Origin of the sequence: Bacillus sp. BML-BC051 (assembly GCF_019656175.1) — a bacterium.
Taxonomy (GTDB): Bacteria; Bacillota; Bacilli; order Bacillales; family Bacillaceae_G; genus Bacillus_A; species Bacillus_A mobilis.
The window spans coordinates 204,859-219,131 of record NZ_BPLI01000018.1 but is presented as its reverse complement, the minus strand read 5'-3'; the positions used below and the strand labels follow the sequence as shown (position 1 = coordinate 219,131).

16 protein-coding genes and 1 other annotated feature (1 of these 17 running past the window's edge) are annotated in these 14,273 nt (G+C 36.1%); all 16 genes read left to right on the top strand.

From position 1 onward, the window contains the following. The first annotated feature begins 69 nt into the window (after window positions 1-69). The 16 genes from spoVE to divIVA all read left to right on the top strand — a co-directional run bounded on the left by spoVE (window position 70) and on the right by divIVA (window position 14,206). The gene (spoVE, locus tag K5S59_RS10640; protein WP_000753515.1) at window positions 70-1,161 is read left to right on the top strand and encodes a stage V sporulation protein E; all 1,092 of its coding nucleotides are present in this window, start codon (window positions 70-72) and stop codon (window positions 1,159-1,161) included. Window positions 1,162-1,265: 104 nt separating this feature from the next. Beyond that, a complete protein-coding gene (gene murG / locus K5S59_RS10635) occupies window positions 1,266-2,360 on the top strand; it encodes an undecaprenyldiphospho-muramoylpentapeptide beta-N-acetylglucosaminyltransferase (RefSeq protein ID WP_001265423.1) in 1,095 nt (364 codons plus the stop codon). A 61-nt stretch (window positions 2,361-2,421) separates the two neighbouring features. After that, a complete protein-coding gene (murB, locus tag K5S59_RS10630) occupies window positions 2,422-3,327 on the top strand; it encodes a UDP-N-acetylmuramate dehydrogenase (RefSeq protein ID WP_000437035.1) in 906 nt (301 codons plus the stop codon). A gap of 98 nt (window positions 3,328-3,425) precedes the next feature. Next, window positions 3,426-4,196 carry a cell division protein DivIB gene (gene divIB, locus K5S59_RS10625; protein WP_000798231.1) on the top strand — a complete coding sequence of 257 codons (771 nt, stop codon included), beginning with the start codon at window positions 3,426-3,428 and terminating at the stop codon, window positions 4,194-4,196. A gap of 400 nt (window positions 4,197-4,596) precedes the next feature. Continuing rightward, window positions 4,597-5,904, top strand: a complete 1,308-nt coding sequence (ftsA, locus tag K5S59_RS10620; RefSeq protein ID WP_001087544.1) for a cell division protein FtsA — start codon at window positions 4,597-4,599, stop codon at window positions 5,902-5,904. A 39-nt stretch (window positions 5,905-5,943) separates the two neighbouring features. Beyond that, entirely contained in the window at window positions 5,944-7,098 is a 1,155-nt protein-coding gene (gene ftsZ / locus K5S59_RS10615; RefSeq protein WP_000888981.1) for a cell division protein FtsZ, read from the top strand. A 314-nt stretch (window positions 7,099-7,412) separates the two neighbouring features. Continuing rightward, window positions 7,413-8,330, top strand: coding sequence for a sigma-E processing peptidase SpoIIGA (gene spoIIGA / locus K5S59_RS10610; RefSeq protein ID WP_000261977.1), 918 nt, complete (start codon window positions 7,413-7,415; stop codon window positions 8,328-8,330). 19 nt (window positions 8,331-8,349) lie between these two features. Next, complete coding sequence (sigE, locus tag K5S59_RS10605; protein ID WP_000976947.1) at window positions 8,350-9,069, top strand: RNA polymerase sporulation sigma factor SigE; 720 nt, start codon at window positions 8,350-8,352, stop codon at window positions 9,067-9,069. Window positions 9,070-9,226: 157 nt separating this feature from the next. Continuing rightward, window positions 9,227-10,006, top strand: a complete 780-nt coding sequence (gene sigG, locus K5S59_RS10600) for an RNA polymerase sporulation sigma factor SigG (RefSeq protein ID WP_000197753.1) — start codon at window positions 9,227-9,229, stop codon at window positions 10,004-10,006. Between the two features lie 172 nt (window positions 10,007-10,178). Next, entirely contained in the window at window positions 10,179-10,457 is a 279-nt protein-coding gene (locus K5S59_RS10595; protein WP_000619412.1) for a YlmC/YmxH family sporulation protein, read from the top strand. Window positions 10,458-10,577: 120 nt separating this feature from the next. Beyond that, window positions 10,578-11,396 (top strand): peptidoglycan editing factor PgeF, encoded by an 819-nt coding sequence (pgeF, locus tag K5S59_RS10590; RefSeq protein WP_033656388.1) that lies wholly within the window; start codon window positions 10,578-10,580, stop codon window positions 11,394-11,396. Continuing rightward, window positions 11,393-12,067: a YggS family pyridoxal phosphate-dependent enzyme gene (locus K5S59_RS10585; RefSeq protein WP_000218032.1), complete on the top strand. Its 675-nt coding sequence runs from the start codon at window positions 11,393-11,395 to the stop codon at window positions 12,065-12,067. The genes pgeF and K5S59_RS10585 overlap by 4 nt, the downstream gene beginning before the upstream one ends. A gap of 19 nt (window positions 12,068-12,086) precedes the next feature. Continuing rightward, entirely contained in the window at window positions 12,087-12,557 is a 471-nt protein-coding gene (locus K5S59_RS10580; protein ID WP_000119136.1) for a cell division protein SepF, read from the top strand. A 6-nt stretch (window positions 12,558-12,563) separates the two neighbouring features. Further along, window positions 12,564-12,827: a YggT family protein gene (locus K5S59_RS10575; RefSeq protein ID WP_000633797.1), complete on the top strand. Its 264-nt coding sequence runs from the start codon at window positions 12,564-12,566 to the stop codon at window positions 12,825-12,827. A gap of 15 nt (window positions 12,828-12,842) precedes the next feature. Beyond that, window positions 12,843-13,610 carry a YlmH family RNA-binding protein gene (locus K5S59_RS10570; RefSeq protein WP_000029716.1) on the top strand — a complete coding sequence of 256 codons (768 nt, stop codon included), beginning with the start codon at window positions 12,843-12,845 and terminating at the stop codon, window positions 13,608-13,610. Between the two features lie 89 nt (window positions 13,611-13,699). After that, entirely contained in the window at window positions 13,700-14,206 is a 507-nt protein-coding gene (gene divIVA, locus K5S59_RS10565; RefSeq protein ID WP_001131611.1) for a septum site-determining protein DivIVA, read from the top strand. Between the two features lie 51 nt (window positions 14,207-14,257). After that, window positions 14,258-14,273 (top strand) — a binding site (T-box leader) (it continues 209 nt past the right edge of the window).

Here is a 14,273-nt window from a genome sequence, read left to right as displayed (position 1 = left end):
GCTAACACCTACTGATGTTTTGTTACATAGGGCAAAAGTTTCTGCCTAAAGAGGTGGTGTTTATGGGTAATGAAGAAAACGCCTGATTTTATTCTCATCATCGTTACACTTGCGTTGTTAACAATCGGAATGATTATGGTGTATAGTGCGAGTGCGGTTTGGGCCTCTTATAAAATGGGGGACTCATTCTTTTTTGCAAAAAGGCAATTGCTATTTGCAAGTCTAGGTGTAGTGGCTATGTTTTTTATTATGAAAATTGATTATTGGGTGTGGCGTACGTATTCAAAAGTAATTTTGCTAGTTTGCTTCATTCTTCTTATTCTTGTTCTTATTCCTGGAGTAGGACTTGTTCGAGGAGGAGCGCGAAGTTGGATTGGAATCGGGGCATTTTCCATTCAACCGTCAGAATTTATGAAGTTTGCGATGATTATTTTTTTAGCGAAATTTTTAGCGGAACGACAAAAATTAATTACCTCTTTTAAACGTGGTTTACTACCAGCACTAGGTTTTGTATTTCTTGCTTTTGGCATGATTATGTTACAGCCAGATCTTGGTACAGGAACGGTAATGGTTGGAACATGTATCATTATGATATTTGTCTCGGGAGCAAGGGTCTTTCACTTTGCAATGTTTGGTTTGCTTGGTGTAGCAGGATTTGTAGGGCTAATTGCATCAGCACCGTATCGAATGAAACGTATTACATCATATTTAGATCCGTGGTCAGATCCACTTGGAAGTGGATTTCAAATTATTCAATCGTTACTCGCAATTGGACCTGGTGGATTATTCGGGCTCGGACTTGGACAAAGTAGACAAAAATTTCTTTATTTACCTGAACCACAAACAGACTTTATATTTGCAATCTTATCTGAGGAATTAGGTTTTATTGGTGGTTCATTTGTGTTATTATTATTTAGTCTGTTATTATGGCGTGGGATTCGTATAGCTTTAGGAGCGCCAGATTTATATGGTACGTTTTTAGCAGTAGGTATTGTGGCGATGATTGCGATTCAAGTAATGATTAATGTTGGTGTTGTAACAGGATTGATGCCTGTTACGGGTATTACTTTGCCGTTTTTAAGTTATGGTGGATCAAGTTTGACATTAATGTTAATGGCAGTAGGTGTATTATTAAATATAAGTCGCCATTCTCGCTACTAAACCCTGTTTTATAAGACAGGGTTTTTCGTATGTGTGTGAAGAAACATGATGTATATAGAAATAAATACGACTGAAATCAGAAAAGAGAAGCGGAGGAGTTAGTAGTGCGTGTATTAGTAAGTGGTGGGGGCACTGGAGGTCATATTTATCCGGCTCTTGCTTTAATAAGAGAAATAAAAAAATTAAATCCGGAAGCAAGGTTTTTATATATTGGTACGGAGAGTGGATTAGAGAGCACAATCGTTCCAAAAGCAGGTATACCGTTTCAATCTATTGTTATAAGTGGATTTAAGCGTAAAATATCGTTAGATAATGTGAAAACGGTGATGCGTTTCTTAAAGGGTGTACAAGATAGTAAACGATATATTCGTCGTTTTAATCCGGATATTGTGATTGGAACGGGTGGGTATGTATGTGGACCAGTTGTATATGCTGCGGCAAAATTAGGTATTCCAACTATTGTACATGAACAAAATAGTGTACCTGGTGTAACGAACAAATTTTTAAGCCGCTATGTTGATAAAGTTGCAGTTTGTTTTGAAGCGGCTGCAGAACATTTTCCACAGTCAAAAGTGGTAATGACAGGAAATCCACGAGCATCAGAAGTAATGGATCAGAATGGAATGAAAGGAAAACGTTCCGTAGGTTTATCTCTTCCTAAAAAGTCCGTACTTATTTTTGGTGGAAGTCGTGGGGCTAGACCGATTAACGATGCTTTCGTAGAGGCAATTGAACAGTTTGGAAATAAAAGTTACGAAATATTGTATGTAACCGGTGAAGTTCATTATGACAAAGTGATGGAGGCTGTAAAGCAAAAAGGGAATCCGAATAATGTTATTATTAAACCTTTCATTCATAATATGCCAGAGGTACTTACAGGTGTAGATCTTGTTGTTTCAAGAGCGGGGGCAACAACACTTGCAGAATTAACAGCGTTAGGCAAGCCAAGTGTGTTAATTCCGAGTCCTTACGTAACAAATAACCATCAGGAAAAAAATGCGCGTTCTGTTGTCGATAAAGGAGCAGCAAAAATGTTACTTGAAAAAGATTTAACAGCAGAAACGCTTATTCGTGATATTGATGAAATTTTATTAGATGCACAAACATTACAAAATATGAAGCTGGCTGCTGAACAATTAGGTATTCCAGATGCAGCAAATAAGCTGTATGAAGTAATGAATAAGCTTGTAAAAAAATAACGTTAGGTGAACGCCCTGCATACTACTGTAATAAGGATAATTAGTATGGGGGAGATTGTTTATGGAGCAATTAGTAAATGAGCTTATAGAAGCAAATGTTGGTCGCGTGTTAGTGGATGAAGCGTTAGCACGTTATACCACTATGAAAATAGGTGGACCAGCTGATATTTTAATTGTGCCAAAGCATGTTGCCGGTATTGAAAAAACGTTGCAGTTAGTAAAAAAATATAAAACAAAGTGGACTGTAATTGGTCGTGGTTCGAACCTTCTTGTATCTGATCTAGGTATAGAAGGTGTCGTTATTCGTTTAGGAGAAGGATTAGACCACTTAGAAGTCGAAAAACATAGAGTAAGAGTTGGTGGTGGGTATCCCCTTATTAAATTATCAACTTTACTTAGTCGTCAAGGGTTATCCGGCCTGGAATTTGCCAGTGGTATTCCAGGAAGTGTTGGTGGTGCGGTGTATATGAATGCAGGAGCACATCAATCGGATATATCAAACATATTATCAAAAGCTCTTATTTTGTTTGAAAACGGAACAATTGATTGGTTAACGCATGAAGAAATGGAGTTTTCCTATCGTACTTCTGTATTGCAAACGAAACATCCTGGTATTGTTTTGGAAGCTGAGTTTCAATTGCAGGTAGGAGAGCGTGAGGGAATCGTAAGCGTCATGCAAAAGAATAAAGACTACCGCCGTGAAACACAGCCATGGAATTATCCTTGTGCAGGAAGTATATTTCGGAATCCAATCCCATATTTTGCAGGAAACTTAATAGAAAAGGCGGGGCTTCGTGGTTATCAAATAGGCGGAGCTCAAATTTCTGAAATGCATGGGAATTTTATTATTAATACTGGGGGAGCCAGTGCGCAAGATGTCTTATCTTTAATTGCATTCATAAAACAAACAATCAAGGATAAATTTGGCGTAGAAATGCATACAGAAGTAGAAATCATTGGAAGATAACGGTTATTCGTTCCGCTCATTATCATTTATGTTATAATAAGAAGATAAGAACGGCATGAGGAACATGCCGTTTTTTATGTTACGTAGGGGGATCGTACATGAAAAATAGTAAAGTGATTAAACTACAGGATCGTGTACCAAAGTTAAAAAATCAACAGAAGAAAAACAAGAAAAATGTTAATCATCGGTTGATTTTATACATATCAATTTTATTTTTATTAGTACTCTTTTTAATTTACTTTCGGTCTCCACTAAGCAATATCAAAAAGATAAGTGTGTTTGGAAATCATTATATGACAGATGAACAAGTGATGAAGGAATCAGGTGTGACGTATGATACAAGTTATTTCCGAGTGACAGCACATAAAGCAGAAGAAAACCTAACGAAACGAAAAGAAATTAAAGCGGTAAATGTAAAAAAACGTTTTCCAAATAAAATTGATGTTCATATTGAAGAATATTTAACGATTGGTTATATAAACAAAGATGGGAAACTACAACCGTTATTAGAGAACGGGAAAACACTCGATGTACTTCCGAACGGAAAACTCCCTGTTGCAGCGCCAATTTTTGAACCTTTTAAAGAGGAGAAAATGAAGGAGTTAATTGCTGAGCTTGAAAAATTAACACCAACTATTTTAAGGTCTATTTCTGAAATTCGTTATTCACCGACGAATGCGAATGAAGATCATCTTACTTTATATATGAACGAAGGATACGAAGTGAGCACTACGATTCAAAATTTCGCAAAGCGTATGGAAGCTTATCCGCTTATCTTAAAAACAATTGAGCCGGGTAAAAAGGTATTAATTGACTTAGAAGTAGGGGCATATACGAAAGAAATAGGAGCGGAAGAAAAAAAAGAATAGAAAGATAGTTTTCACTACGTCGTGGTAGAAAAAACGAAACGAATGTTCTGCTTGGTGCATCTGAATTTACAAGAATGGTTCATTTGATGAAAAAGATGTAAAAATTCTTAGATTCATACTAGGATTGGTACAAGTTTCACTTTTCTATGAGTACATCTTAGTGTAGACTTATACTTGGCGGTAATCTTTACACTTGAAATAGAATTATTTCAAGATAAGCAGTTATTCACAGTTTACTGCGATATTCTTAAATGAATGTTAAATAAAAATAAGAAAAATATAGGGTTAAAAAAGGGAAACGTATAAAGACGTTGAATATTTTTCTTATAAATAGTAAAGTTGCGATTGTTGTTCCATATATTGAGTTGTATGGTATAAATAAAGAAGGAGGTGCCAAAGAATGAACAGCAATGAAATATATGTTAGTCTTGACATCGGTACATCCAATGTTAAAGTCATCATTGGTGAAATGGTTAATGACAGCTTAAACATTATTGGTGTTGGAAATGTAAAATCAAATGGTTTAAAGAAGGGATCGATAGTTGATATAGACGAGACTGTTCGATCAATTAAAAAAGCAATTGAACAAGCTGAGCGCATGGTGGGAATCCACATTGAGCAAGTTGTAGTAGGTGTCAATGCAAACCAGGTACAGCTACTTCCTTGTCACGGAGTAGTCGCTGTTTCAAATGAAGATCGTGAAATCGGGAATGAAGATGTCTTACGCGTTCTAGATGCAGCACAAGTTGTGTCAATTGCTCCAGAACGTGAGTTTATTGATGTGGTACCTCGACAGTTCATTGTAGACGGTCTTGACGAGATTAACGATCCACGCGGGATGATCGGTGTAAGATTAGAAATGGAAGGTACACTTATAACAGGCTCGAGAACTTTACTACATAACCTACTTCGTTGTGTAGAAAAAGCAGGTCTTGAAATAGTTGATATTTGTCTTCAACCTTTAGCGGCTGCAACAGTTGCTATATCTTCAGATGAAAAACATAGAGGAGTAGCCCTTGTTGATATGGGGGGAGGATCTACAACTTTATCTATTTTTAAAGATGGAGAGTTACAAGCAACGAGCGTATTACCGTTAGGTGGAGACCATATAACAAAGGATATTGCGATTGGGTTGAAAACTTCAACAGAAAATGCAGATCAAATTAAGCTGAAATATGGACATGCTTTTTATGATACAGCATCTGAAGAAGAGATGTTTACGGTTCCTATTATGGGAAGCGATCAAACAGAACAATATTCTCAGTTGGAATTATCGGATATAATAGAGGCTCGTGTAGAGGAAATTTTAATGTTTGTTCAAGATGAAGTGCGTAAGTTAGGAGTAAAGCAAGTAGCTTCTGGTTATGTACTAACTGGTGGAATTGCTTCTATGCCGGGTGTTCTTGATCTTGCATATGATATTTTACATGAAAATGTTCGTATAGCGACTCCTGATTATATTGGTGTGCGTGAGCCACAATATACAAGTGGAGTAGGATTAATTAAACATTCTTATCAAAAAGCTAAATTACGTGGAAAAAATGTGCAGGAAAAGCAAGAACATTTTGAACCAGTACCAGCACCAGCACCAACGCCGGTACAACAGCAACCTGCGAAACAAAAAACTCGTAATCAAAACAATAATAATCAAAATGATGACCGTATGATGTCAAAAGTAAAACGTGTATTCCGTTATTTATGGGATTAAAATTGGACACGAAAAATGAGGTTCTAGGGGGATTTCGACATGTTAGAGTTTGATACTACTCAAGATCAATTAGCGAATATAAAAGTTATCGGTGTCGGCGGTGGCGGAAACAATGCTGTAAACCGTATGATTGAACACGGTGTACAAGGTGTAGACTTTATCGCTGTGAATACTGATGCACAAGCATTAAATCTATCAAAAGCTGAAACAAAAATGCAAATTGGTGGGAAATTAACACGTGGACTTGGTGCAGGTGCAAACCCTGAAGTAGGGAAAAAAGCTGCAGAAGAAAGTAAAGAACAGATTCAAGAAGCACTTCGTGGTGCAGATATGGTCTTCGTAACTGCTGGTATGGGCGGCGGAACTGGAACTGGTGCAGCTCCAGTTGTTGCTCAAGTTGCCAAAGAATTAGGCGCATTAACAGTTGGTGTTGTAACACGTCCATTTACATTTGAAGGACGCAAGCGTGCAACACAAGCAGCATCTGGTATTGCGGCATTTAAAGAAAATGTAGATACACTTATTGTAATTCCAAATGATCGCTTATTAGAGATTGTTGATAAAAATACGCCGATGTTAGAAGCATTCCGTGAAGCAGATAACGTATTACGTCAAGGTGTTCAAGGTATTTCTGATTTAATTGCAACACCAGGTTTAATTAACTTAGACTTCGCAGACGTAAAGACAATTATGTCTAATAGAGGTTCTGCTTTAATGGGTATTGGTTCTGGTAATGGAGAAAATCGTGCTGCTGAAGCTGCGAAAAAAGCGATTTCTAGTCCATTATTAGAAACATCTATTGATGGAGCTCAAGGTGTTATCATGAACATTACGGGTGGAGCTAACTTAAGCTTATATGAAGTACAAGAAGCGGCAGACATTGTAGCTTCAGCTTCAGATCCAGAAGTAAATATGATTTTCGGTTCTGTTATTAATGAAGGATTAAAAGATGATATCGTTGTAACTGTAATTGCAACTGGTTTTGATGATAGTGCTGCGACGCAGCCACCAAAACCAATTATTCGTCCGACTGCGAATCACACGCAACAACAGCAACAGCAAGTAGCTCAACCTTCAAAACAACGTGAAGTTAAGCGTGAAATGAAACGTGAAGAGCCGGTTGTGCATGAGCGTCATACAGATTCAGATGACATCGATATTCCAGCATTCTTACGTAACCGTCGTAGACGATAAAAGAAAAGGAGCTTTCATGCTCCTTTTTTGTTTTATACAGGGAAAAGATCTGCTAAGCAGGTCTTTTTTTATTTTATATATTTCGATTTATCCGGCTGCTGCCCGTAAAGGCCCGATTCGTGAGGGCTGATTAAAGTTTCACTTTATATGTAAGCAAACAAGTATAGTATTCTATGAAACGTATACTTTTATTTTTTACCGACAGATTCTGTCTAGAAAGCACAAAATAACAAAAAAACACCTCCGCAAATTGACACACTTTCCTATTGGATATGCATTATACTAGTCTCAACTCAAAAAAAGAGGTGAATTGTTTGGTTGTTTACGCCGACGTTGTTTGGTTGTTAAACGCCTGCATTGATTTTCTTTTACTTTTATTAACAGCTACCGTGTTAAAAAAGAAGATCAAAAGATGGAGGCTTGTGTTAGGGGCATTTATAGGTTCAACCATTGTTATTTTTGCCTTTACTCCTTTTGCTTCTATGATGACACATCCAATTATGAAACTACTGTACTCGTTACTAATTGTGTATACAGCATTTGGGTTTACAACGTTTAGAAATTATGCACAAACTGTTTTTACTTTTTACTTTGTAACCTTTATGGTTGGCGGAGGGTTAATTGGCACTCATTTCTTTTTGCAAACGAATGAAATGGTAAATGGATTGGTTCAATCTCAATCCATTTCTTATGGTGACCCAATTAGCTGGTTGTTTGTTGTTTTTGGTTTTCCAGTAATTTATTATTTTTCTAAAAAGCGTATTGAAAGCGTAGAGGTTACAAAAATACACTATGATCAAATTGTAAAATTGAAAATTCAATTAGCTGAAGAGGAACTAGAACTCACAGGTTTAATTGATAGTGGGAACCAACTTTACGACCCGTTAACAAAAACACCCGTTATGATTATGCATATTTCATCATTAGAACATTGCTTGCCAGCGTGGTTAACAGAACAAATTTATTCCAAAACAGAGATTCCTCAAATACCAGAGAATGATTCTGGGTGGGCGACAAAATTACGATTAATTCCTTTTCGAGCAGTAGGAGTAGAGAGTCAATTTTTATGGGCCGTTAAGCCAGACAGTGTGCAAATTGATTATGAAGGTAGTTCTATTGTAGTCAGCAAAGTATTGATTGGATTAAATACACAACAGTTGTCAACCAATGGAGAGTATCAATGTATTGTGCATCCGAAAATGTTAATTTCGCAAAAAGTAGTAATTGCTTAATAATGGGAGGCGGGATAATATGATGAAATTAAAATTTTATTTAGTATACCTTTGGTATAAAGTATTGTTGAAATTAGGAATTAAGACCGATGAAATTTATTATATTGGTGGAAGTGAAGCGTTGCCACCACCGTTAACGAAAGAAGAAGAGGAAGTTCTTTTGAATAAATTGCCAAAAGGAGATCAGGCAGCAAGATCGTTACTGATTGAACGTAACTTACGGCTAGTTGTATATATAGCAAGAAAGTTTGAAAATACAGGGATAAATATTGAAGATTTGATTAGTATTGGAACAATCGGCCTTATTAAAGCGGTTAATACATTTAATCCAGAAAAGAAAATAAAATTAGCAACATATGCCTCACGTTGTATAGAAAATGAAATTTTAATGCATTTGCGCAGGAATAATAAGAACCGATCAGAAGTTTCTTTTGATGAACCGCTTAACATCGATTGGGACGGGAATGAACTTTTATTATCGGATGTATTAGGTACAGACGATGATATTATTACAAAAGATTTAGAAGCTACTGTAGATCGTCATCTTCTAATGAAAGCATTGCATCAATTAAATGATCGTGAAAAACAAATTATGGAACTCCGGTTTGGGCTTGCTGGAGAAGAGGAAAAGACGCAAAAAGATGTGGCGGATATGCTTGGGATTTCACAGTCATACATTTCACGTTTAGAAAAAAGAATCATAAAAAGATTACGAAAAGAATTTAATAAAATGGTGTAAAGAAGAAGACCAGCCGTTATCTAGGCTGGTCTTCTTCTCTTTCGTTGTATGAAAAAAGACAACGAAAATGAAAAATGAAGAGAAAACCGCATGCATAAAATCCCCTTCAAAGGAAATACTTTACACTGTACAGCAACTCCCGATAGGAGGGAACACTTTGACGAGAAACAAAGTAGAAATTTGCGGTGTTGATACAGCTAAACTTCCCGTACTAAAAAATGATGAAATGCGTAAATTATTTCGTGAAATGCAAAGTGGAGAGATAAGCGCAAGAGAGAAATTAGTGAATGGAAACTTACGTCTTGTACTGAGCGTCATCCAAAGATTTAATAACAGAGGAGAATATGTTGATGATTTATTTCAAGTTGGTTGCATCGGACTTATGAAATCCATTGATAATTTTGATTTAGGCCAAAATGTAAAATTCTCAACGTATGCTGTGCCAATGATTATTGGGGAAATACGCAGATATTTGCGTGATAACAATCCGATTCGCGTATCTCGATCATTACGAGATATTGCGTATAAAGCATTACAAGTAAGAGAGAAATTGATTGCAGAAAATTCAAAAGAACCAACAGCAATGGATATTGCAAAAGTGCTTGAAGTGACTCATGAAGAAATTGTTTTTGCTTTAGATGCGATTCAAGATCCAGTTTCATTATTTGAGCCGATTTATAACGATGGGGGAGATCCTATTTTTGTTATGGATCAGTTAAGTGATGAAAAACAAAAGGACGAGCAGTGGGTTGAAGAGTTAGCATTGAAAGAAGGAATGAAGCGTTTAAATGATCGTGAGAAAATGATTATTCGAAAACGTTTCTTCCAAGGAAAAACACAAATGGAAGTTGCAGAAGAAATTGGGATTTCTCAAGCGCAAGTGTCACGTTTAGAGAAATCAGCTATTAAACAAATGAATAAAACGATTCAAGGATAAGGTTTCACCATTTATGGTGAGACCTTTTTATATGCAATATAGTTTGTCTTCGCTCATAGTAGGGAAGCTGTATTCATATAATGAAAATCATATGGGGTTAGTTGAGAGTGCTTCCTGTAAATTTGAGAAACAGTGTTTTTTCAATTCGTCATATATAAGGGAGAGGATGAAAATGATAAGAATTTCGGAGTTGCAGATGAAAGAAATTATAAATGTTTCAGATGGAAAAAGGCTTGGGAATATTGGAGATATCGAAATCGATATGAACACAGGAAAGATTGGGGCTATTATTATTTCCAAACAGGCACGCATGTTAGGGATTTTTGGGAAAGATTTAGAAATTGTAATTCCTTGGAAGGAAATTGTGAAAATTGGAGAAGATGTCATACTTGTTAGAGTAAATCCTGTTAATTCTGTAACAGAATCAATACAAACACCGACAATTTCATAAAGAATATTACAAATTCCTCTTTTTTTTCTGTTGGGATTATGAAAAAATAAAAGTATGGTAAAATAGACAGGAAGTACCATGCTTTTTTATGTTATTTTAATTAAAAGGAGCCGCTTTATGATAATAGAACCATTTAAATATGTGGACGGTATACTGTATTTACAAGCGTGGAAAGAACTTGGAAACATTACTGCTGGATTTACGACAAAAGATGGTGGGATAAGTACGGGCTCCTTTCATGCGATGAATTTAGGATTACATGTGAATGATATCGTGGAGAACGTTCATGAAAACAGACGCATTTTAGCAAATAAGTTACAAAAACCATTAGAAAACTGGATTTGCTCTGAACAAGTTCATGATCATCATGTTGAAAAAGTAGGACAACAGGAAAAAGGAAGTGGCGTCTATTCATATGAAGACGGTATTTCAAAAACAGATGGCATTTATACGACTGATAATGATGTTCTTTTAACATCATGTTACGCGGATTGTGTTCCACTCTATTTTTATGCGCCATCACATGGTATGATAGGACTTGCGCATGCTGGATGGAAAGGGACTGTGAAAGAGATTGCAAAGGAAATGATTCAAAAATGGAATGCAGAAGGGATTTCAAGTGATGAAATTCATGTTGCAATTGGACCAGCAATTGGATCTTGTTGTTACGTTGTTGATGATAGAGTGTTAACAGCAGCAGAGCAAGTAGTAAACGGTTCTGTCCCTTATAAAAAAATTTCTGATGGGCAGTACGCAATTAATTTAAAAGAAATTAATCGTATATTATGTGTACAAGCAGGCATAAAAGAAGAGAATATTGTAATGTCATCTCTTTGTACAAGCTGTGAAGAGCAACTATTTTTCTCTCATCGTCGTGATCAAGGTAAGACAGGGAGAATGTTGAGTTTCATAGGTTTTAAGGAGGAAGAAAGCAAGTGACAGTACAAAAAAATTTAACAACTGTAAACGAAGCAATTAAACAATCTTGCGCACGAGCGGGACGTTCGTTGCAAGATATTAAACTCGTTGCAGTTACAAAAACGGTAGGAATTGAAAAGACAAACGAAGTAATTGAAGCTGGAATTATCGATTTAGGTGAAAATAGAAATGAAGGTTTCTTACAGAAGTACGAACATTTCGGTTCAAAAGTGAATTGGCATTTTATTGGATCATTACAAACGAGAAAAGTAAAAGAAATCATTAATGAAATTGATTATTTACATTCGTTAGATCGTCTTTCACTTGCAAAAGAAATTCAAAAACGTGCTGATAAGAAAGTGAAATGTTTTATTCAAGTGAAAACATCATCTGAAGAATCAAAGCAAGGATTGGCGATAGAAGAAACGATTTCTTTTATTCAAAGTTTGCAAGAACTGGATAAGGTTGAAGTGGTTGGACTAATGACAATGGCTCCGTTTACAGAAGAAGAGGAAGAAATCAGACGCTGTTTTAAGGAGTTACGTAAGCTACAAACAGAGGTGCAGGAGCTAGAATTATTACATGCGCCATGTAGAGAGTTATCAATGGGAATGTCTAATGATTACACGATTGCAATTGAAGAAGGTGCTACATATATTCGTTTGGGGACGATTTTAGTAGGAAAAGCGTAAAAGGAAGGAGAATCTTATTATGAGTTGGTCAAAAGTAAAATACTTCTTTTTTGATACACCGGAAGAAAAAGAAGCAGCTCAATATAGTTATGAAAAGGAGCAAACAGACATGAAGAAGCAGCAAGATCCGCCTGAACAACAAGATGTTACGTTTCCAAAAGCGCAACCGAAACAAAATGTTGTGAGCATTGAAACCGCAAAGCAATCTTCAAAAGTTGTTTTATTAGAACCACGCACGTATTCAGAAGCGCAAGGGATTGCGGACCATTTAAAAGGTAGACGAGCTGTTGTGATTAATTTACAACGAATGTCTACTGATCAAGCTGTACGTATCGTTGACTTTTTAAGTGGTACTGTATACGCTATAGGCGGGGACATTCAAAAAATAGGACCGAAAACATTTATGTGTACGCCTGAAAATGTAGATATTGTTGGTGCAATTTCAGAGTTATTCGGTGAAGAAGAAGACACAAATATAAAGAGGTGGTAATACGCCATGATAACAGTTTTAAACGTTTTAATTACTGCTATCGAGATTTACTCGTGGGCACTTATTATTTACATTCTCCTATCATGGTTCCCAGGTGCGAAGGAATCGACTTTTGGAGATATTCTTGCGCGTATTTGTGAACCGTATTTAGAACCATTTCGCAGATTTATCCCGCCGCTTGGTATGATTGATATCTCTCCACTCGTTGCGATTTTTACATTAAAGCTTGCTACGAAGGGTTTAGTAAGTATATTCGGCTATTTCTTATAGTAAGAGGTTAAATACATGAGCATCTATGAACATTTCAGACCCGATGAAGAGGTCTTTGTGGATAAGGTGTTAGAGTGGAAGCGAGTAGCGGAGTACCATCAAGTGAAGTTAACAGACTTCCTTGATCCAAGACAACAACAAATTGTCACTATGGTGATAGGTCAAGGGGATGTTTCTGTACAGTTTGATGGTGCAACGCCTCATGCAGAGCGCAAAAGAGCACTCATTTATCCGGACTATCTAGTAGTAAATGAAGAAGAATTTCAAGTAGAAGTATTGGAAATTGACTATCCTTCCAAGTTTTATACGCTAGAACATAGGCAAATATTAGGTACATTTATGTCTCTCGGTTTAACGAGAGAAAAGTGTGGTGATATTTTGCTTCAAGAAGATCGTGCCCAAATTGTAGTCGCAAAAGAAGTTGTATCTTATATTGAGATGAACTTACAAACTATAGGGAAAGCGAAAGTTTCCTTATCGCCAGTGCAAGGAGAAAAAATTCTACAGATGCAAGAAACGTGGGGAGAGAAATCTGGAACGGTTTCTTCACTTCGTTTAGATGTTATGTTAGCTGAAATGTTACATATATCCAGACAAAAAGTACAACCTTTCATAAAAAATGGTTTAGTAAAAGTGAATTGGAAAACAGTTGAGCAAACTTCTTATGAATGTTATCCAGGGGATGTTTTTTCAGTGAGAGGATATGGGCGAAGTAAATTGTTTTCTGTAGAAGGTAGAACAAAGCGCGACAAATGGAGAATTTTGTATGGTATACTAAAATGATTGGTTTTTTAGAAGGAAATCCTCCTATTTTGTCGAAGAAAAGATATAATTGAAAGAGGAAATTTAGATAATTACTTGGAGGTGGCGTTGTGCCGTTAACACCATTAGATATTCATAACAAAGAATTTGGTCGCGGATTCCGTGGCTATGATGAAGATCAAGTAAATGAGTTTCTTGATCAAATTATCAAAGATTATGAATTAGTCATTCGTGAGAAAAAAGCTTTAGAAGAAAAAGTTGCGCAATTAGAAGGAAAGTTAGATCATTTCTCTAATATTGAAGATACGTTAAACAAATCGATCGTTGTTGCACAAGAAGCAGCGGAAGAAGTAAAACGTAATGCGCAAAAAGAAGCAAAATTAATCGTACGTGAAGCTGAAAAGAATGCAGACCGTATTATTAACGAAGCGTTAGTAAAATCAAGAAAAGTTGCTTTTGATATTGAAGAGCTAAAGAAACAAGCGAAAGTATTCCGCACTCGTTTCCGTATGTTACTAGAAACACAGCTTGAAATGTTAAACAACGATGATTGGGATAAACTAATTGAGTTAGAAGACGAAGTAGATGAACTGTTGAAAAAAGAAGAAACAGTGTAAGCTTGACGTTTTTCTCATTATTACATATAATTTTAAACAACATATTTATTAAGAAAAACGAAGATAG